The following is a 20974-nucleotide window of genomic DNA, read 5'->3' as shown; positions in this document are numbered from 1 at the left end:
TTAAGGATAGAGGGAAGCGGGGGGAAAGTGCAAAAAACGGCAACCGTAAGGTTACCGTCGATCAGACATGGCTTAAAGCACGATATCTTTATTGCGCCATTTGATGCTGCTTAAAATGTTCAGCCTGCGCCAGTACGCCCATATAGACATCATCATTCGCTACCGGCGGGAACTTATGCTTGTGCAGCAGCAGAATCAGTTCAACCTTCAGCTTCGCTTTAATATCATCACGCTTGCTCCAGTCCGGGTACTTCGAGGTGTTATCGACCACCGCCTTCATCTCTTTCGCCAGCGCCAGCATTTTATCGTCTTCATAAGTGAACTGATATTTATCACGCATATGCGCCAGAATGTCGTAGAAGGCTTTCTCTTCCATATCGATCCCGAGATCGGCATAGGTGCCCATCTCGGTCTTTATGTCGTAGATGATATCCGTCATTTCCTGGCTGAACTCATCAAACTCTTCGCCATTAAGAATGTCATCTTCCCTGCGCTCATTATATTTATCCATAATGGACTGGAAGCGACGGGTGAAGTTGATCCCCTGCAGCTGGTTAATCTTTTTAAAGTCGCCGATCGCTTTTTCCAGCAGCTTTTGCAGCAGCTGGATTTTAGTGGCTGGCAGTTTGATCTTATTGATGCGATCCAGATAATCATTGTCAAAGATATCGATTGATTCAGCTTTCTTATCGCCGAGGAAAAACAATTCTTCTACGCCGTCGGCCTTGAGCGCTTCGGCGATCATCTCGCGCACGCGGGCGTTCATCTGCGTGACGTCCGGCGCATCGCCTTTGGTCAGCTTGAAGACAATGGAACGCACGGCAAGATAAAAGTGGATATGATCGCGTTCGGCCTGTGAAAGTGCTTCGCTACCGCAGCAAACGTCATAGGCGGCTTTCAGGCGTTTTACCAGGCCCATAAAGCGTCGTTCTACCTTTTGCGTTCGCATCACAAATTCTGCCGCGTTGTTCAGGCAGGCCAGTTGCGCCTGCGGCTCGCCGCTGAAGTAAGCTTCGCTGTCAAAATCATGGAAGGCCTGCGCCAGCAAATCGAGGTGGTTTTTTACCTCAATCACCGACTGCTGAATATCTTCAAAATTATTGGCATCAATGCGCGAATACATTGCCAGCGCCTGGTTCATCTGACGCTTAATGCCGATATAGTCGACGACAAGTCCTTTGCTTTTGCCTTCCAGCTTGCGGTTAACGCGGGAAATGGTCTGGATCAAGTTGTGCTTTTGCAGCGGTTTATCGATATAGATGGTGTCCAGTTCCGGCACGTCGAACCCGGTCAGCCACATATCCACCACGATGGCGATCTTGAAATTTGACTTCGCGTTTTTGAACTGTTTATCAAGCTCCTTGCGGTACTCTTTGCTGCCGAGCAGTTCATACAGCGTGGCGTTATCATCTTTACCGCGCGTCATCACCATCTTCACCATTTCAGATGGCGGTAACTCTTTTTGCTCCTGTTCCGTCAGCGCGATACCGTCTGGCACCTGTTTGATCTCAAACCACGCCGGACGGAAAGTTTTAAGCTGGCGATAGAAATCCCAGGCAATTTCGCGACTGGCGCAAACGAACATCGCTTTGCCTTTTACCGTTGATCCTTCTGCAACCCGTTTTTCATAGTGTTTGGCAAAGTCCTCGGCAAGCGCCTTTAGTCGGTCTTCATCGCCCAGAATGGCGTTCATGGTAGCGCTGGCCTTTTTGCTCTCGTCGATTTGCCATTCGTTGGTTCCGGCGCTGGCGCACTCGTCGTAATATTTTTCGACCTCTTCCAGCTTGCTGCTGTCGAGGATCACTTTCGCCGCGCGGCCTTCGTAGACGATACGCACCGTGATCTCATCCAGGACGGATTCGGTCATGGTATAGCTGTCGACCACCTCCCCGAAGACGTCGAGCGTGGCGTCGATCGGTGTCCCCGTAAAGCCGACGTAGGTGGCGCAGGGCAGCGAGTCGTGGAGATACTTGGCGAACCCAAAGGTTTTGCGTACCTTGCCGCTCTCTTTATCGACCAGCACTTTCTGATCCAGATTGACCTGGCTGCGGTGCGCCTCGTCAGAGATACAGATGACGTTGCTGCGTTCGGTAAGCAGTTCGGTATCTTCGGTAAACTTATGGATGGTGGTCAGGAAGACGCCGCCGCTGTTGCGACCGGCCAGCTTTTCCCGCAGATCGTCACGGCTGGTGACGGGGGCCACGGTCTCGTCGCCAATATAGTTTTTGGCATTGCACATCTGTGTTGAGAGCTGATCGTCCAGATCGGTGCGGTCGGTGATCAGCACGATCGTCGGGCTGGCGAATTCGACGCTTTTCATCAGCAGGCGGGTTAAGAACTGCATGGTGTAGCTCTTGCCGCAGCCCGTGGCGCCAAAGTAGGTGCCGCCTTTACCGTTACCGTAAGGTTTACGCGCCCGTTCGATGCTATAGTAGAGCTTGCGCGCCGCATAGTACTGCGGGTAGCGGCAGCAGATTTTCACTTCATGTTTGGCTTTATCCGGGAAGCAGATAAAGTTTTTGATCACGTCCAGCAGGCGTACCGGGTGGAATAAACCCTGAATCATCGAGTGCAGAGAGGGGATGCCGTCCTGCTCGCGGTTCTCATTGCCGCTGACCTTGCGCCATGAGTAGAAATACTCGTATGGCGCAAACAGGTTGCCCATGCGGTTATTGACGCCGTCGCTGATAATGCACAGCGCGTTAAAGACAAACAGCTGCGGAATATCGCGACGATAGCGGGTGCAGAGCTGTTTATAGGCGTCGCCAATATTGGCTTCCTGCTCGCGCACCGCGCTTTTAAATTCGAATACTACTAGCGGCAGGCCGTTGATATACAGGATTGCATCCGGAATGCGCGGCTGGTTTTCTTTGCCGGTGATGGTCAACTGATTGACGATTTTCACGCGGTTTAGCGGCTGGATAAGATAGCTTGCCGGCGTTTCCGCGGCCTGTTGCAGCGGCACGTCAGCTTCAAACAGTTTACGCAGCGCAGCGGGCAGGTGCCGGGTGTCGAGCAGTTCGATATAAAGATCTTTCTGCTGGCGATCGTCGCGTTTAAACAAGAAACCGTTGGCCAGCCAGGTGCAGAAGGTTTTATTGCTTTCGTAGAGATCGGAAGCGGGCAGGGTGGTGAATTGCTTGATCAGCCGCTGGATTTCGTCTTCCGTAATACCGTCGGCCTGATAGCGTGCCGCGAGGTAGTGGCGAAGATCGTCTTCAATAATCACCTGATCGAGGCTTGAACGCGGCACATTATCGCCTGTCAGGTGCTGGTAGCCCTGCTCCTGTAACAGTTCAATTATTGCCTGTTCTAACTTCGCTTCACTGAATGAGAGATGCATATCCCGCTCCGGCCCTGGCTGGTTTTCTGGTAAGGGTTCCTGTAAGAGAAGAAAACCTTACCAGAAAGCCCCTGATATTTCAGGGGCAAAAAACGTTATGCGGGTTCGGTTTGTTTGACTAAATCTGGTAGATCTTCCAGGGACAGCTCGCCGGAGATGAGTTTGGGGAGTAGGGTGTCGCGGAGGGCGGTTAGCTGATTGTTTAATAATCGTTGATTTTTAATTTTGGCAAAATACTTCCCAACGATATTATCATATTTATTGACTAACAATGATGGAGGAACTAAACATAAAGAGTTACTTAAATCACCTTTTTTTATGTGGCCCATTGTTACAGCTTTTGCTTCTGCAATATGTTGAAATCTTGAAAGATGCTGCTTTGTCCACATCATATAAAAAGATTGAGGGTATTTTTGTGATGTTACTTTGTATAAATGCTGATTCAATGCTGCATTACCGCCAGTCCAAATATCGATCATCAAAGTCCCTGACCATGAGAAAATCATATCGCCGTCATAGACCTTGCAGCTATCAACAATATCAAACGTCGCGCGTTCGTCATTGTTTATATAACCAGCACGTAAATCTGCTATTTTTAAAACAGGAAGATAGTTTTCTTCATTATTTTCTGGCCTAAATTTTTGTAATGCTAGACCATTTTGAAAATTAGCAATATTATCTAATGCTTCAATATTCCAGGTTTTTGGTGCCCAGCCTAACTCTGTTTCTTCAAATTCCGCCGGGAATAGAGCACGAATATCCGCCGGAAGTGGTTTGAAATCTACACTATTGCGTATTTTTTGACGCAATTCGGCGCGAGATTGCAGCGTTTCCGGGATTGGACTTCCCGCATCCAGCGCGTTATCAATCACCGGGTCGAAGTCCACAAACCAGGATTTGAACAGGGTTTGGGACATTTTTTCCAGGGTTTGGTTGATTTCTAAATTCAGATTAATTTTATTCTCTAAATCAAAATAGATTTTTTCAAGGTTTATTCTCTCTTCAATAGGAGGTATCGGTAATGGGATTTCCTTTACATCTTTTAAATTAAGGGTTTTTTGAACAGTTGTATTAGCTCTTGAATCTAAGAAATATTTTGTATAAGGAGATTGAAGACAAATATGTATCCACTCGGCGCTTATTTCATCGGATGGTCTAATCACTGCGATAGCACGAGCAACATTCCACCCATGTAAGTCTTTAGACGTAATAGCACTTAAGCCTGTCGAACCAACTAATGTTAAAAGTACTTCCCCACCTTCTAATCGCGTCTTCGAAAATTTACTTTCAATATCGTGAGAAACTTTTAATACATCGACAACGGAAATTTTCCCATTTTCTATGTTATTTACACGAATTATTCCAATGCCATCGTCCTGATGTTGGCCAGGCTGAACAATACCATAAGAAATATTTCCACCTTTTGTGCAATCAACAAGGCTTTTACAATACCATCCTGGTGGTAGTTTGAAGTTTTCATTCAACATAACCCAGCGCCTCCAGGTTCTGACGAATCGCCTTATCCAGTTCTTCCGCCTGTTTCATCTGCTCAAACAACGTCTTCGACAATTCACGCATTTTGTTCTCAAACGCCACGCCGTCGTCTTCCTGCTCGGCTGCGCCGACATAGCGGCCCGGCGTTAGCACGTAGTCGTTAGCCTTCATCTCTGCAATAGTCGCGACCTTGCAGAACCCAGCCTGGTCTTCATATTGCGCCAGCTTGCTGTCACCGCGCTTAACGCGCTCGGCCAGCTCTTCCGGCGTGCTGCGCCATGCATGGTAGGTGTCGGCGATGGTGGCGATATCGTCCGACGTCAGTTCTTTGGTGGTGCGGTTCATCATGGTGCCGAGGTTACGCGCATCGATAAACAGCGTTTCGCCCTGACGGTTGCGGTAGCCTTTGGCCGGATCGGCCGCCTTCGACTTGGTCATAAACCACAGGCACACCGGGATCTGGGTGGTGTAGAACAACTGGCCGGGCAGGGCAATCATGCAGTCGATCAGATCGTTTTCGATCATTCGCGCGCGGATCTCGCCTTCGCCGCTGGTGTTGGAACTCATCGAGCCGTTTGCCAATACAAAACCGGCGGTGCCGTTGGCCGACAGCTTGGAGAGCATATGCAAAATCCAGCCGTAGTTGGCGTTGCCGGTCGGCGGTGTGCGGTAGCCGGCAAAGCGCGGGTCTTTGGTCAGCTCGGCGTCGTTACGCCAGTCTTTCAGGTTAAACGGCGGGTTCGCCAGAATGTAGTCGGCCTTCAGGTCCGGGTGCTGGTCGCTGAAGAAGGTGTCCGCCGGGCGCTCGCCCAGGTTGGCGGAAAGACCGCGAATGGCGAGGTTCATCTTCGCCAGCTTGTAGGTGGTGGCCGTCAGCTCCTGGCCGTACAGGGCGATATCGCGGCTTTTCCCCTGATGGCTTTCAACAAACTTCACCGACTGGACGAACATCCCCGCCGAGCCGCAGCAGGGGTCATAAATTTTGCCCTGAAACGGTTCGAGCATTTCGGTCAGCAGCGTCACCACGCATTTTGGCGTATAGAACTCACCGCCGCCTTTGCCCTCGGTGGCGGCAAACTTGCCGAGGAAGTATTCGTACACGCGGCCGACCAGGTCCTCTTTCGACAGCGCTTCCACGTCGGTTTCATGCGCCAGCGTTTCGATGTTATCGATGGTATCGATCAGGGACGCCAGCTTCTTGGTTTCCAGGTTCTGGCGGCTAAAGTAGTTGTCCGGCAGCGCGCCTTTCAGCGTCGGGTTACGCTTCTCAATGGTGGAGAGGGCGGTATCGATTAGCACGGCAAGGTTATCCTGCTTGGCGTTCTGCTTAATGAACGACCAGCGCGCCGCTTCCGGCAGGTAGAAGATGTTGTCCTGTTGATAGAAGACTTCCATTTCGAGGAAATCGCCCTGGCCTTCGTCCTTCATTTTTTGACGGCGGGCCTCGAACTTATCGCTGATAAATTTCAGGAACACGAGGCTCAGCACCACGTGTTTGTACTCGGAGGATTCAACGCTACCGCGAAGCTGATTCGCGGTATCCCATAACGTCTCTTCAAAGCCTTTCTTTGCTTTGGTTTTTTTTGCTGGTGCTTTGGCCATGATGAACTCAAACAGGAAAAATTTGGCGCCTATTGTAGCGATTTAGGCGTTACATTTCGCCTTTTAATCCTTCTTCCAGCTCATCAAAAAGCTGCAAATCCACGTCCAAAAGTTCTACCGCACTGCTGCGGCGAATCCCCACGTTATTCTCAATTAACAGTTCCAGCAGGCGATCGCCATCTATCAGGGTAATAGGGGCCGCGCCAGGGTGCAGAGCCGCTTTTTCGCAGTTACCGGCAAAACGACCTGTCGTGATCAGCGTACCTCGTATCGCGCTGTGGTAAGGCAGTGCACCGCGAAGCTGGTCGATGATAGGGCGAGTGATGTTGCTTTGCATACGCTTAACCTGAACCACTTCGGTAATCGTGGTGATACCGACCTGCACTCTGCCCACGACATCCACGCCTTTATCGCCCGAGGCTTTGGTCACCTCAACCTGCTCATAGCCCATTGCTTCCAGTAGCTGACCAATCAGGTGCTCAAACTTGTAGGGATTCATGGTGCTGATTTGCTCACGCAGCAGCTCTTTTTGCTGGTGGTTGTAGCGCTTAACAGCGTCCAGAAGCTCTTTACGCGGATCGCTTTTGCGGGCGGGAAGCGCTTTCCCAAGCCAGGCGCGGCCAGTATCGGTGATGTGATAGCTCATGCCTTCGCGAGCTACCATCTCGCGCTCAACAAGGTTATACAGCCGAGAATAGAGCGTGCTTTTTATCGAACTCGTTGAGGCAAACTTAGAGTGCTGATGCAGAAAAGCCTGCCATTCGGGCAGTAAATCGGCCCGGCGAGACATTTCACGTCCGGCAAGGAGCTCTAAAAGATGTAGCAACCCCTCCCTGTCATCCAGCATTCGCAGGACCGTTTCATCATTAGCAAGAAATTGTTCGCCACGTGTGGTCGGAGTCCAGCTCTCGTTTGGATCCGTAGTCATCAGATCAAAAAGTGGATAGTTCAGGAACAGGTAACAGCCGTAGCTGTGGCGAGGGTTTAATATGTGATCGTCCTGATTCCAGATGCAGCGCGCAATTTCAGCATCTTCACCTTTCAAACGTTCACTTATCCACATATCGGGTTCGGACCAGTCGACAGGGTTTTGCGGCGTGCCGGTCTGCTCATGAATGGCATTAATCATATTACGCACGGACTTAACGGAATAGCCTGATACAGCTTTCATCATTGCTTTCACTTGCGCATAGGTGGGAAACAGCGGGGTGATGACTTTGTAATTTTTCACGTTGGTCCTTTAACGATTTGTAGCAGCGTAGCTGGTGACTTCAGATTGGAAATTCTAACGAGTATGTCGGTAATCTTATAACGCAAACGTGTCATTACAGGATTGATATCTCATTCGTTCTTCGTTGGCGCTGTTACCTCTATCCTTCTGATGCAATGCAATTGAGGCATCAAAGCTTGGCTAAGAACCTTCCGTATATACCCAACTTTACGTCCACCGCCAGTCATATTGACTACCCTTAATACCCTAAGCGGTAATTAAAGGAGATTCGATATGGCTTACCAGACAGTAAATCCTGCCACTAACCAGCTGGTGAAAGAATACCCCTCCCACACCGATGCGGACGTCGAAGCGGCGCTGAAGGCGGCGGACGCGCTCTATCACTCCGACTGGGCGAAAGGCGATATTGAACAGCGCCTGCCGGTGCTGCACAAGCTGGCCGATCTGATTGATGCGCGCGTGGAGGAACTGGCTAAAATCGCCAGTCAGGAGATGGGTAAGCTCATCGAACAGAGCCGCGGAGAAGTGAAGCTCTGCGCGCAGATTGCCCGCTATTACGCCGATAACGCGAAGCAGTTTTTAGCACCTGTAAAATACAAATCGGAACTGGGTGAAGCCTGGGTAGAGCATCACCCCATCGGCGTACTGATGGCCGTTGAACCCTGGAACTTCCCTTACTACCAACTGATGCGTGTGCTGGCTCCTAACCTGGCGGCGGGTAACCCGGTGATTGCCAAACACGCGAGTATTGTCCCGCACTGCGCCGAGACCTTTGCGCATCTGGTGCGCGAAGCGGGTGCGCCGGAAGGGGCATGGACAAACCTGTTTATCTCCTCTGATCAGGTGGCTAAGATTATCGCCGACGAACGCGTGCAGGGCGCAGCGCTGACCGGCTCTGAAAAAGCGGGTAGCGTGGTAGCGGCCCAGGCGGCGAAGCACATCAAAAAATCGACCCTGGAACTGGGCGGTAACGACGTGTTCGTGGTACTCGACGACGCGGATATCGACAAGGCCGTGAAGATTGGCGTCAACGCCCGTCTGAATAATGCGGGCCAGGTCTGTACCGCGGCGAAGCGCTTTATCCTGCATGAAAAAATCGCCGACGCGTTCCTGAGCAAGTTCACCGAGGCGTTTAAGCAGGTGAAGATTGGCGATCCGCTGGATGAAAGCACCACGCTGGGGCCGCTGTCATCCAAAGACGCGCTGGAGACGCTGACCAAACAGGTCGACGAGGCGGTGAAGCATGGCGCGAAGCTGCACTACGGCGGCAAGCCGGTCCAGCGTGAGGGCAGTTTCTTTGAGCCGACCATCCTGACGCATATCTCACGCGAGAACCCGGCATACTTCGAAGAGTTCTTCGGCCCGGTCGCGCAGGTTTATGTGGTGAAAAGCGACGATGAAGCCGTCGCGCTGGCCAACGACTCGCACTACGGACTCGGTGGCGCGGTGTTCAGTCAGGATATCGAGCGTGCGAAGAAAATGGCGTCGCGCATCGAAACCGGGATGGTGTATATCAACTGGCTGACCGACACGGCGGCAGAGTTGCCGTTTGGCGGCGTGAAGCGTTCCGGTTACGGGCGTGAACTGTCGGATCTGGGGATCAAAGAGTTTGTAAACCAGAAGCTAGTGGTGGTACATCAGTAATCGCACCCATAAAAAACCTGCCATGCGGCAGGTTTTTTTTGTTCGCGCTTATTGCACTTCGATCTTATCCCAGCCGCTTTTATACATGCAGCTGTCTACCAGGGTATCTCTGCGATACTCATTGGCGTCTTCAACCGTATAGCTGGTGGAAACATCCTTTTTCTTGTGTTTCTTGTCCTGCTTTTCCGAGTTTGAACCCGTCACAACGTTATCCGGGGGCAGATCGATAAGTGCCTGAGCTTCGCATTCCGTTAGCTTTTTATTCATTTCCCTGTCACTGACGCCAGGCTTGACCCATTTATACTGGACGCAGCCTGACAGCAGTAACGTAATACTCAGAACACTAAGCGCGGCGATGCGGGTTTTCATCAGAAGCTTACTCCGCCGCCTACGTATGCGCCGTCAATCAGGGTATGGTTTGGACGACCGTCTTTGCCATCAACGCTCACGTGGCGGTAACCCACTTTCAGCGTCACAGGTTTAATTGGGGTCCAGCTTACGCCGCCGTTTGCTTCAACGTAGTTTTTTACGCTGTTGTTCAGGCCGTCTGGCGCAACATAACCTTCACCGAACACGTGGATGCTGTCGGTCAGCGCAACGTTCACACCCCCGCCGATTGGGAAGGCCACGCCGTTATCGCCTTTTTTCGGGCCGATGTAGATCGCTTTAGCGCCCGCATTCAGCATCACCGGGCCAACTTCCAGGTTGTAACCTGCGCCAACGCCGCCGGTCTGCGTACCGTCATCGGTGTTCTTCAGCCAGTTGCTCTCCGCATACAGGCCAGATGAGGATTTACCCATTTCCAGATTAAGGTTGGTAAAGTTTTTACCCTGCTCAATGCTGCCGCCCATAGCCAGTGCGGAACCTGATACAGCGGTCAGAGCAGAAAGGAGAAGAACATTCAGCTTTTTCATGTTTTATGCCTCGTCATTAAATTAATCTGGGCACACCTTAACAAGCGAGGTTTATGACTGCAAATGTGAGGCGGTTCGCAGTTTTATGCTGATTTTGTTAATAATTTTCCGCATTGTTGTTGCGTGTTGGTTTGTATTTGCTTTCGTCAACGCGAATGTTTTTTACGTTTAGAAACGGTTTAGAATTTTGTCTAAATATCATCTGAACGAGGCGGGGATATTGATTGGAAATGCATTAATTGAGTTTCTAATAATTTCCTGAAATGTTTCCGCTGTAACGGATAACAACGTAAATTTACATTTTTATGGTTAAGTTATACTCATCCCTCTATCAACTATACCTGTTAATGGCATGAATGCTTGCCATAAAAATCATTAGTGCAAAAAATACATGTAAGAAGTATGTCATTGTCATGTATTTGGATGACGATATGCCGATATCATCACAAGGATGATTAAATAATCATGATGAACAGAGTAAAAGGATTTTTCCCGAAAATTGCGATCCCTCTTCCCACCGGGAGAGGGAACAAGCAGGCGTTATTTACGTAGCCCCGCAAAGGCCGACCGAATCTCATCTTCCGGCAGCTCAAGCCCGATAAAGACCATCACGCTGTGCGGCGCCTCGTCGCCCCACGGGCGATCCCAGTCGGCGCTGTACAGGCGCTGCACGCCCTGGAACAGCAGGCGGTTAGGTTCACCGTCAATCCACAACATTCCTTTGTAGCGCAGCAGCTTGTCGGCGAACGACAGCAGCAGGTTCTCCATTACGCGGGAAACGTCGCTGATATCTACCGGGTAGTCCAGCTCAACCACAATGGACGAGACGTCATTTTGCTTATCGGCCATAAAGTGGAAGCGCGGTCCGGAGGTGACGTTCTCTTCGAGCATAAAGCCGTTGGTGTTGAACAGCTGAGACAGGTCAATATCGCCGTGCGTCACGGTATAAATCGGGGCGCGTGAGTTAATGCGCGTCAGCCGCTCGCGCAGTTTCTCGCTGTCGCCTGCCACGTCGGTTTTGGTCAGCAGGATGCGATCCGCGTAGCCGACCTGAGACTGGGCAATGGTGAACTGGTTCATCTGCTCGTCGGCGTGAACCGCATCGACCAGCGCAACAACGCCGTCCAGCAGGTAGCGCTGGCAGAGAATGTCATGGGAGAAAAAGGTCTGGATAATCGGGCCGGGGTCGGCCATGCCGGTGCATTCAATCACCAGGCGGTCAAAGCTGATGTCTCCGCGGTCGCGGCTGTCGAGCAGATCCAGCAGGGCGTCTTCTAATTCGTTTGAGCGGGTGCAGCAGATGCAGCCGTTGGTCAGGGTTTTGATCTGCGTGGCGCGATCGCCAATCAGCTGGTCGTCGACGGAGACTTCGCCGAACTCGTTTTCAATCACGGCGATGTTGAAGCCGTGCTGTTCATTGAGGATGTGGCGCAGCAGGGTGGTTTTACCTGCGCCGAGGAAACCGGTCAGCAGGGTGACGGCAATCGGGGTCATGGTCTCTCCTTTAGCAGCAGCGTACGCCGCCTTCTCCACTTCCGCCGTAGCGCGCTTCCTGACGCTCGCGGAAGAACTCGGTGTAGGTCATGTACGGCTTATCCGGATGGTTGGTCTTCATATGCTCAACGTAGTTGTCATAGTCCGGAATGCCAATCAGCATTTTCGCCGCCTGACCGAGGTATTTTTTTGCTTCGCCTAAGTTACCAAACATAATGCATCCTGATAAGACAAAGCCCGGCAGGGGGCGCCGGGCATTGTTACCCCTCACCCCAACCCTCTCCCAAAGGGAGAGGGGGAGGCGTGTGGATTAATGGTGTGAAGAGGTCTTCACGCCGCCTTCCGGTACGGGTACGTACGGGGTTTCTTTGTCCGTACGACCGTCGGCGTTACGCACGTTCATCCAGGTTTTGATGCCGTAGAAGATGATGCTGTACACCACCACCAGGAACAGAATGCTCAGACCCGCGTTGGTGTAGTTGTTCACCACGATATGGTTCATGTTGGCAATCTGCTGCGCGGTGAGGTCTGCGCCGCCTGCGGCAATCTTCTCTTTGTACTGGTTAGCCATGAAGAAGAAGCCTTCCAGCTGCGGGTTGGCGCTGAACAGTTTCAGGCCAAGCGCCCAGGTGGTGCAAAGCAGCAGCCACAGCGCAGGCACCACGGTCACCCAGATGTATTTGGTGCGTTTCATCTTCACCAGCACGACGGTGCCGAGCACCAGCGCCACGGCGGCCAGCATCTGGTTAGAGATACCGAACAGCGGCCACAGGCTCTTCACACCGCCCAGCGGGTCGACAACGCCCTGATACAGCAGGTAACCCCACAGGCCTACGCAGCCCGCCGTACCCAGAATGCCCGCGACCAGAGAGTCGGTTTTCTTCAGGAACGGCACGAAGTTGCCCAGCAGATCCTGCAGCATGAAGCGGCCCGCACGGGTACCGGCATCCAGCGCGGTCAGGATGAACAGCGCTTCAAACAGAATACCGAAGTGGTACCAGAAGCCCATGTCCGCCCACGGCAGCACCTTGTGGAACACGTGTGCGATACCGACAGCCAGCGTAGGCGCGCCACCTGCGCGGTTCAGTACGGACGGTTCGCCGATGTCTTTCGCGGTCTGCATGATCTGCTCAGGCGAAATCACAAAGCCCCAGGAGCTAACGGTAGCAGCTGCGTGCGCGCTCGCATCTTTCAGCTGCGCCATGATCAGTGCAGCGTTGTCACCGCCCATCTCATGCAGGTTTGGCATGGTAATGCCCAGGCCCGCCGGTGGGGTGTTCATCGCGAAATAGAGACCCGGTTCGATAATGGACGCGGCAACCAGCGCCATGATCGCCACGAAGGACTCCATCAGCATGGCACCGTAACCGATTAGACGGGCGTCTTTTTCGTTCGCCAGCAGCTTCGGTGTTGTACCGGAAGCAATCAACGCGTGGAAGCCAGACACGGCGCCACAGGCGATGGTGATGAACAGGAACGGGAACAGCGCACCTTTCCACAGCGGACCGGTACCGTCGATGTACTGGGTCACTGCCGGCATTTTCAGATCCGGGTTAATCACCAGGATGCCGATCGCCAGACCGACGATAACGCCGATTTTCAGGAAGGTTGCCAGATAGTCACGCGGAGCCAGAATCAGCCAGACCGGCAACAGGGCAGAGACAAACGCATAGCCGATCAGCGCGAAGGTGATGGTGGTGTCTTTAAAGGTCAGCGCCGGGCCCCAGTACGGATCGTGCGCAATCACGCCGCCAAAGTAGATGGAAGCCACCAGCAGAACGATACCAATGACCGACACTTCGCCCACGCGACCCGGGCGAATAAAGCGCATGTAGATACCCATGAACAGCGCAATCGGCACGGTGGAGCAGACGGTGAAGACCCCCCACGGGCTTTCGGCCAGCGCTTTCACCACGATTAACGCCAGCACCGCGAGGATGATGATCATAATCAGGAAGCAGCCGAACAGGGCGATCGTTCCCGGCACGCGGCCCATCTCTTCTTTGACCATCTCACCGAGAGACGCGCCGTTACGGCGAGAAGAGATAAACAGCACCATGAAGTCCTGCACCGCACCGGCCAGCACGACGCCCGCCAGCAGCCACAGGGTTCCCGGCAGGTAGCCCATCTGCGCCGCAAGAACCGGACCAACCAGCGGACCCGCGCCTGCGATAGCGGCAAAGTGGTGGCCAAACAGCACGTAGCGGTTGGTTGGCACATAGTTCAGGCCGTCATTGTTAATGACCGCCGGGGTGGCACGCGTGGGGTCGAGCTTCATGACCTTCTGCGCGATGTACAAGCTGTAGTAGCGATAAGCCACAAGGTAGACGGAAACCGACGCGACCACGATCCACAGGGCGCTGACGTGTTCGCCCCGGCGTAATGCGACAACCGCCAGACAGAAAGCGCCGAGGATCCCGAGTAATGCCCAGGGCACGTGCTTAAGTAGTTTTTTCGTATCCATAGTAAGACCTGGTTTTTTATGTAAAGAAAAAAGGGTCAGGGTTCGTTGTGAGGAGGTATTGATTAATGCTGGAGGGATCGTGCCAGATCGTCGCGCGTGTAAAGGAAGGTAAATGGGTGAGTGGTTGAAAGCGGTGGGTGAGCGGTCAAAGGCGGGGGCGAGTGGTTCAGGCTCGCCGCGAGGGGTAAAAATTATGTGATTGCGATCACTCAGAATCGTCTAAAGCAGCCTTCTGATACGCAGGGATCAGCCGGTATCGCCCGTCGCCCACGTGCTCAATAATCGGAGAGAGCGCCTGCAGATCGCGGTACACGGTGCGCTCGGTAATACCAAACTTGTTCATCAGATCGCTGCGATGTACCACCCCGTGAAGATGCAGCGCAATAAAAATATCCACAAGACGTTCAGCCGAGCGGCTCCGCGTCGAATTAGCCATAAAGGATGTCCTGGAGAGCAAAGAGGTATGTCCGTCGACAGACACAAAATTTATCTTATGGATAGTTAACGGCGTGACTTAGGGGAAACATTAGGGGAATTTGCGCAAAAACGCGCTGGCCGGGGAAGGCCAGCGCGAGGGGAGGTTATACGGCGGCGGCAAGCTCCATCATCACCGGATGGAAACGGCGTTTGAAGTAGATCAGCCCGTGGCCCGCGTCGCTGAGCAGGATAGTCTTAATTTCAACCAGATAGACCAGATGCGTGCCGATGGTCTGCACCTGAGTTATCTCCCCTTCGAGGCTTGCCAGCGCGCCTTTCAGCACCGGCTGCGCCAGCGGCCCTTTTTGCCAGCAGGAGAGGGTAAAGCGCTCCTCCATCGCCATGCCGGTCATCCCGGCGAAGTGGCGGGCCATGATCTCCTGCTCGTGGTTCAGCACGTTCACGCACAGCCGGCCATTGCCCTGAAAGACCGGGTTCATGGCGCTGTTGGCGTTGATGCAAACCATCAGCGAGGGCGGCGTGTCCGTGACCGAACAAACGGCGGTGGCCGTGATGCCGCAGCGTCCCGCATCGCCTTCGGTGGTCACGACGTTCACCGCCGCCGACAGGCTGGCCATGGCATCGCGAAAGCGCAGGCGTTGTTCATCTAATTGCATTGAAGCCTCCCGCTGCGTTATTTCAGCAGCTTATCCAGCATGTTGATATCGGTGTTGTTGTGCAGGTGCGGCACGGTCCAGCCGCGCTGGTCGTACTCGGACATGCAGCGGTCGACCATCGCCATCATTTTGTCCATGTTGCCGGAGCTTTGCGCCTGGCGCAGGCACTGCAGGCGGATCTCGTCCTGGCTGCCGGAGTAGTTGATCTCATACAGCTCGTGGCGGCCACCGAACTCGCTGCCGATGGCATCCCACATCAGTTTCAGGATCTTAATGCGCTCGACGTGATCCATGCCGTTCGAGCCGCGCACGTACTTCGCCAGATACTGGTCGATCTGCGGGTTGTTCAGATCCCGGGCGCTGGACGGCAGGTAGATCAGGCCGCTGGTCACGTTGCGCTCAATGATGTTTTTGATTTTGGCGTAGGCCATCGGGGCCATCACGCGGTAGGTCTGCAGCGCCGCGTGGTCCGGCAGGTACGCACCGTTGACCCACGGGGTTGCCTCTGAGCACATGGAGTCGCTCAATGCCCAGAACATGTTGCGCCAGGCCACCACTTCGCCAAGATCTGCCTGCACGCCGCGAAACTCCAGGGTACCGGTACACTCCAGCGATTTTTTCAGCAGGGCGGTGATGAAGTCGAGCTTTACCGCCAGACGTACGCAGGCCTGCAACGGGTACATGCGGGCGAAGCCGCCCTCCATTGTCCAGCGACGACAGCGGTCAAAATCACGGTAGATCAGCACGTTTTCCCACGGGATCAGCACATGATCCATCACCAGGATCGCATCGTTCTCGTCGAAGCGGCTGGAGAGTGGATAGTCATACGGCGAGCCGGTGGCACCGGCCACCATCTCGTAGGAGGCACGGGAGATCAGCTTCACGCCCTCGGCATCCATCGGCGCGACGAACATCAGCGCGAAGTCCGGGTTTTCGCCCATCACCTGCGCGGAGCCAAAGCCGATCATGTTGTAGTGGGTCAGCGCCGAGTTGGTTGCCACCACTTTCGCGCCGCTGACGATGATCCCCGCGTCGGTCTCTTTCTCCAGCTTGATGTAGACGTCTTTAACCTCGTCCGCCGGTTTGTGGCGGTCGATCGGTGGGTTGACGATGGCATGGTTGAAGTACAGACCGGTCTCCTGAATGCGGGTGTACCAGTTACGGGCGTTCTGCTCGAACTGGCCGTAGAACGCCGGGTTAGCCCCCAGCGCGCAGCCGAAAGCTGCTTTGTAGTCAGGCGTGCGGCCCATCCAGCCGTAGCTCAGGCGGGACCACTCGGCGATGGCATCACGCTGCTGGCGCAGGTCATCGGCGCTTTTCGCCACCCGGAAAAATTTGTGGGTGTAACCGCCGCTGCCGGTGTCGGTGCCCCAGCAGAGGGTGTCCTGCATGTCCGGCTTGTGCAGCGCGTCGTACATCTGCGCGATGGACGCCGCCGCGTTACGAAATGCCGGATGGGTAGTGACGTCTTTAACGCGTTCGCCGTAGATATAAATCTCGCGGCCATCCTGCAGGCTTTTTAAATACTCTTCGCCGGTGAGCGGGCGTTTGGCATCGGCGCGGAAATCTTCAGGCTTCATAGGGACCTCGTATCGGAAGATGTTTGTTAAATTTATGTTTTGTTTTTGTTGTTTAATTGAAGCGCGAGAGAGGCGGAACGTGAAGGGACGTTTGGGACAACGGCGGGTACTTTTCGGGTGAGATCGGAGAGTGTGATGTCCCTCACCCTAACCCTCTCCCAAAGGGAGAGGGGACGTTTACTCCCTCTCCCTTTGGGAGAGGGCGGGGGTGAGGGGAACAGGCGACACCGGTACTTTCTGCGCCCGATACGCGCTCGGCGAACACCCCACTAACCGGTTAAAAAAGCGGGCGAAATAGGCCGGGTCTTTAAACCCAAGCTGCCAGGCGATGTCGCTGACGGCGCTGTCGGAAAAAAGCAGCAGCCGTCTGGCCTCGCGTAGCTGACGGTCGAAGATCAGCCGTTTTGGCGGTCGGTTGGCGAAGCGGCGGCAGATATCCGTCAGGCGCGATTCGGTGAGATGCAGCTCGCTGGCATATTCCGGCACCGTCCAGTGCTGGTGGTAATGCGCATCAATCAGCAGGGTAAAACGCTGGAACAGCTTTAGCTCGCCGCGCATGCCGCAGGCTTCGTGGTCGTCGAGCTTTGCGTTGCGCAGCAGCAGCGTAAAGACCGCCTGGGCTAAAAGTACCAGCGTATGCTCGCGGCCAGGCAGCTGCGCGGTGGATTCGCGCTTTATCAGCTGCCAGTAGTGTTTTAGCGCCGAAATCTCGTCCGGTTTATCCGCCAGCGAGAGGCAGATCCCCGGCAGGCCGAATGCCTCCCGGGTGCCGGGATAGAGCACCTCCAGCAGCGGCCAGATCAGATCCTCTCGCACCGTCAGCACGTGGCCGTCGCTGTCCGATTCGGTGATAAACGCATGCGGCACCGACGGCGGCGTGAGGACAAACAGCGGGGCCTGCACCGAGTAGCGGTGATCGTCGAGCTGCAGCTCAATCTGTCCGGTATCGAGAAAGTGCATCTGAAAATACTGGTCGTGCCGGTGCGCCTGCATGTCGCGGCCAAAGAAGGCCGCCATGCGGGAAAAGGACTGATAGTGCACATCGTCGGTGCCCAGGCTTTCGTCATACTCTTTGCTGATATCAATGTTGGCGATAGGGCTCTGGCACATGGTCGTTCCTCTGTTGATCCTGCTTCGCCATCGGGATGCGGGTCAGCACCAGCGCGCCAACCACCAGCAGCCCGGCGACAAACCACAAGCCCGAGCTGAAGCTGCCGGTCGCGTCACGCAGAATACCAATCAGCAACGGGCTGACGGCCGAGCCGACGTTGCCGATGGCGTTGATCACCGCCAGCGCCACCGCGCGGGACTGCAGGCTAATGACCCGATCCGGCGTGGTCCAGAAGATCGCCATGGCGGTAAACGATCCGGTTGAGGCCATGATGATGCCAAGCAGCTGGATCAGGCTGCTCCCCGTCGCGGAGGCCAGCATCCATCCCGCCGCGGCGAACAGGTACGGCAGGATGGTGTGCTTTTTTCGCTCTTTCAGCCTGTCGGAGCGGCGGCTCCACCAGATCATCCCGAGGATGGTACAGAACTGCGGGATCGCCGCCAGCAGGCCGATGGTGATGTTGCTGCTGCCGGCGTTGAAGCTTTGGAGGATCTGCGGCGTCCAGATGTTGATAGCGCTCAGGGTGTTGGTCAGGCAGAAGTAGGCCAGCGTGTAGAGCAGAACCGCCGGGGTCATGACCTCGCGCAGCGTCGAGCGGGGCGTGGATGCCTGCGCAATGGCCACCTCCTGCTCGCGGGCGATCATCGTTTTCAGCGCCTGCTTTTCGTCGTCGTCCAGCCAGGTCGCCTGGTCCGGCGTGTCGTTAAGATAAAACCAGGTCACCACGCCGAGCACCACGGAGGGCAGCCCTTCCAGCAGGAACAGCCACTGCCAGCCCTTCAGGTTCCACAAGCCGTCCATCGCCAGAATATAGCCGGAGAGGATCGAGCCGAGCATCATGGTGACCGGCATGGCGATCATAAACAGCGCGTTGGCGCGGGCGCGATGGTATGCCGGGAACCACCAGGTGAGATACACCAGGATCCCCGGCAGGAATCCGGCTTCGGCAATCCCCACCAGCATGCGCAGGACGTAGAGCGTTTCCGGGCTGGTGGCGAACATCGTACAGGTGGAGGCGATACTCCATACCACCATGATCCCGGCAATCCAGCGGCGTGCGCCCACCTTCGCCAGCATGATGTTGCTGGGGATCCCGCATATAACATAGGTGACGTAAAACAGCGTGGCGGCCAGGCCGAACATGGTGGAGGTCAGGCCCAGATCCTTGCCCATCGTCAGCCCGGCAAAGCCGATGTTGATGCGGTCAAGGAACGAAAAGACAAACAGAATAAAGAGAAACACGATCAAACGACGAAACAGCTTGTTAATAACGCGATGTTCAACAGCTTGCTTATCTTGCAGGGATGAGGTCGTCATGGTGCGCTCCAGATCTTACCTTTAGTAGACGGATTTATTGTTATTCACTGACGTAACCGGGTGATGGATAAAGCGGGCGGCCAGCGCCTCGGCGCTGCGGGCGAGCAGGGTGGTGTCTACCCCGACGGCGACGAACAGTGCCCCGAGCTCGAGATAGCGTTTCGCCAGCGCTTCGTTCGCCATCAGGATGCCGGGGGCTTTCCCCGCCTCGCGGATCTGCGCGATGGCCCGTTCGATGACGGCCTGCACCTCGGGATGCTGCGGGTTACCGGCAAAACCCATGTCGGCGCTGAGATCTGCCGGGCCGATAAACACGCCGTCGACGCCTTCCACGTCGAGGATTTGCGGCAGGTTTTTCAGCGCCTCACGGGTTTCGATTTGCACCAGTACGCACATGGCGTCGTTGGCCTGTTGCAGGTAATCCGGGATGCGGTTCCAGCGTGATGCCCGCGCCAGCGCGCTGCCGACCCCACGGATACCCGCAGGCGGATAGCGGGTGGCGCTCACCGCCAGACGCGCTTCGTCGGCGTTCTGCACCATCGGCACCAGCAGCGTTTGCGCGCCCACGTCCAGCAGCTGTTTGATCTGCACTGGATCGTTCCATGACGGGCGTACCACCGGCTGGCTGGTATAGGGGGCGATGGCCTGCAGCTGGGTTAAAACCGTCTGCACGTTGTTCGGGGCGTGCTCTCCGTCGATCAGCAGCCAGTCGAAGCCTGCGCCCGCCAGCAGTTCCGCGCTGTAGCTGCTGGTCAGCCCCAGCCATAAACCGATTTGCGGTGTTCCGGCTTTCAGCGCCGTTTTGAATGCGTTTTGCATGGTCGTCTCCTAGACAAAGCGGCAGCTGATGGACCCCATGTCGCCGTAGTCCACGTGGAAGGTGTCGCCCCGGCTGGCGGCTACCGGGCGGGTAAAGGAGCCACCGAGGATGATCTGGCCGGGGTCAAGCTGAACGTCATACGGCGCGAGCTTGTTCGCCAGCCACGCCACGCCGTTCGCCGGGTGGTTAAGCACACCTGCGGCGACGCCGGTCTCTTCGATGACGCCGTTGCGATAGAGCAGAGCGGAGATCCAGCGCAGATCCAGTTCGTCGGGCTTAATCGGACGACCACCGAGGATCACCCCCGCGTTGGCGGCGTTATCGGAGATGGTGTCGAACACCTTGCGCGGGCGCTGGGTTTCAGGGTCGACGTTGTGACAGCGGGCGTCGATCAATTCCAGGGCGGGGATCACATAGTCCGTGGCGTTGTAGACGTCGAAGATCGTGCAGTTCGGGCCGCGCAGGGGTTTTGCCAGCACGAAGGCCAGCTCCACTTCGATGCGCGGGACGATAAAGCGATCGACGGGGATGTCGCTGCCGTCGTGGAAGAACATATCGTCCAGCAGCGCGCCGTAGTCCGGCTCGCTAATCTGCGAGCTGGCCTGCATCGCTTTGGAGGTCAGGCCGATCTTATGGCCCTTCAGCACGCGGCCTTCGGCAATTTTCAGGCTCACCCATTCGCGCTGGATGGCGTAGGCATCTTCAATGGTGATCTCCGGGTGCTCCAGCGAGATCGCACGGATCTGCTCCCGGGTTTGTTCGGCCTGGTGCAGGCGGTGAGCGATCAATGTGTGGGTATGTTTGTCGAGCATGGCGATATCCTGTTGTATTGTTTTCTCCCTCTCCCTGTGGGAGAGGGCCGGGGT

17 protein-coding genes are annotated in these 20974 nt (G+C 55.0%); 1 reads left to right on the top strand and 16 read right to left on the bottom strand.

Going from position 1 to position 20974, the window contains the following annotated elements:
• Positions 1–88 precede the first annotated feature (88 nt).
• The 4 genes from I6L58_RS09575 to I6L58_RS09560 form a co-directional block, all read right to left on the bottom strand.
• Positions 89–3343, bottom strand: coding sequence for a type I restriction endonuclease subunit R (locus I6L58_RS09575; RefSeq protein ID WP_088208799.1), 3255 nt, complete (start codon positions 3341–3343; stop codon positions 89–91).
• Between the two features lie 95 nt (positions 3344–3438).
• Complete coding sequence (locus I6L58_RS09570; RefSeq protein ID WP_088208800.1) at positions 3439–4830, bottom strand: restriction endonuclease subunit S; 1392 nt, start codon at positions 4828–4830, stop codon at positions 3439–3441.
• The gene (locus tag I6L58_RS09565) at positions 4820–6439 is read right to left on the bottom strand and encodes a type I restriction-modification system subunit M (RefSeq protein ID WP_088208801.1); all 1620 of its coding nucleotides are present in this window, start codon (positions 6437–6439) and stop codon (positions 4820–4822) included. The genes I6L58_RS09570 and I6L58_RS09565 overlap by 11 nt, the downstream gene beginning before the upstream one ends.
• Positions 6440–6488: 49 nt before the next feature.
• A complete protein-coding gene (locus I6L58_RS09560; protein ID WP_088208802.1) occupies positions 6489–7670 on the bottom strand; it encodes a restriction endonuclease in 1182 nt (393 codons plus the stop codon).
• Between the two features lie 273 nt (positions 7671–7943).
• Here I6L58_RS09560 and I6L58_RS09555 point away from each other — a divergent pair, with 273 nt between their 5' ends.
• The gene (locus tag I6L58_RS09555; protein WP_088208803.1) at positions 7944–9314 is read left to right on the top strand and encodes an NAD-dependent succinate-semialdehyde dehydrogenase; all 1371 of its coding nucleotides are present in this window, start codon (positions 7944–7946) and stop codon (positions 9312–9314) included.
• A gap of 48 nt (positions 9315–9362) precedes the next feature.
• On the opposite strand, the gene I6L58_RS09550 is transcribed toward I6L58_RS09555, so the two are convergent.
• The 12 genes from I6L58_RS09550 to hpaH form a co-directional block, all read right to left on the bottom strand.
• On the bottom strand, positions 9363–9683 hold the full coding sequence (locus I6L58_RS09550) for a hypothetical protein (RefSeq protein WP_006174128.1): 321 nt from the start codon (positions 9681–9683) through the stop codon (positions 9363–9365).
• Positions 9683–10228: a YfaZ family outer membrane protein gene (locus tag I6L58_RS09545; RefSeq protein ID WP_058609606.1), complete on the bottom strand. Its 546-nt coding sequence runs from the start codon at positions 10226–10228 to the stop codon at positions 9683–9685. Before I6L58_RS09545 ends, I6L58_RS09550 begins: the two co-directional genes overlap by 1 nt.
• A gap of 540 nt (positions 10229–10768) precedes the next feature.
• Positions 10769–11722: a GTPase gene (yjiA, locus tag I6L58_RS09540; RefSeq protein WP_088208804.1), complete on the bottom strand. Its 954-nt coding sequence runs from the start codon at positions 11720–11722 to the stop codon at positions 10769–10771.
• Positions 11723–11732: 10 nt separating this feature from the next.
• Positions 11733–11936, bottom strand: coding sequence for a YbdD/YjiX family protein (locus tag I6L58_RS09535; protein ID WP_003856610.1), 204 nt, complete (start codon positions 11934–11936; stop codon positions 11733–11735).
• A 96-nt stretch (positions 11937–12032) separates the two neighbouring features.
• Positions 12033–14186, bottom strand: a complete 2154-nt coding sequence (locus I6L58_RS09530) for a carbon starvation CstA family protein (protein WP_006174125.1) — start codon at positions 14184–14186, stop codon at positions 12033–12035.
• Between the two features lie 205 nt (positions 14187–14391).
• Positions 14392–14622, bottom strand: coding sequence for an HTH domain-containing protein (locus tag I6L58_RS09525; protein WP_058609607.1), 231 nt, complete (start codon positions 14620–14622; stop codon positions 14392–14394).
• Between the two features lie 145 nt (positions 14623–14767).
• Complete coding sequence (locus tag I6L58_RS09520) at positions 14768–15280, bottom strand: 4-hydroxyphenylacetate 3-monooxygenase reductase subunit (RefSeq protein WP_006174120.1); 513 nt, start codon at positions 15278–15280, stop codon at positions 14768–14770.
• A 17-nt stretch (positions 15281–15297) separates the two neighbouring features.
• Positions 15298–16860, bottom strand: coding sequence for a 4-hydroxyphenylacetate 3-monooxygenase, oxygenase component (gene hpaB, locus I6L58_RS09515; RefSeq protein WP_088208805.1), 1563 nt, complete (start codon positions 16858–16860; stop codon positions 15298–15300).
• A gap of 177 nt (positions 16861–17037) precedes the next feature.
• Positions 17038–17970 (bottom strand): 4-hydroxyphenylacetate catabolism regulatory protein HpaA, encoded by a 933-nt coding sequence (hpaA, locus tag I6L58_RS09510; RefSeq protein WP_058609610.1) that lies wholly within the window; start codon positions 17968–17970, stop codon positions 17038–17040.
• Positions 17942–19288, bottom strand: coding sequence for a 4-hydroxyphenylacetate permease (hpaX, locus tag I6L58_RS09505; protein WP_088208806.1), 1347 nt, complete (start codon positions 19286–19288; stop codon positions 17942–17944). Before hpaX ends, hpaA begins: the two co-directional genes overlap by 29 nt.
• A gap of 21 nt (positions 19289–19309) precedes the next feature.
• Positions 19310–20107: a 4-hydroxy-2-oxoheptanedioate aldolase gene (hpaI, locus tag I6L58_RS09500; protein ID WP_058609612.1), complete on the bottom strand. Its 798-nt coding sequence runs from the start codon at positions 20105–20107 to the stop codon at positions 19310–19312.
• 9 nt (positions 20108–20116) lie between these two features.
• Entirely contained in the window at positions 20117–20920 is an 804-nt protein-coding gene (hpaH, locus tag I6L58_RS09495) for a 2-oxo-hept-4-ene-1,7-dioate hydratase (RefSeq protein ID WP_088208807.1), read from the bottom strand.
• Positions 20921–20974 lie beyond the last annotated feature (54 nt).

This window comes from Enterobacter cancerogenus (assembly GCF_019047785.1).
GTDB classification, from domain to species: domain Bacteria; phylum Pseudomonadota; class Gammaproteobacteria; order Enterobacterales; family Enterobacteriaceae; genus Enterobacter; species Enterobacter cancerogenus.
This window is presented reverse-complemented; position numbering and strand designations above follow the sequence as displayed.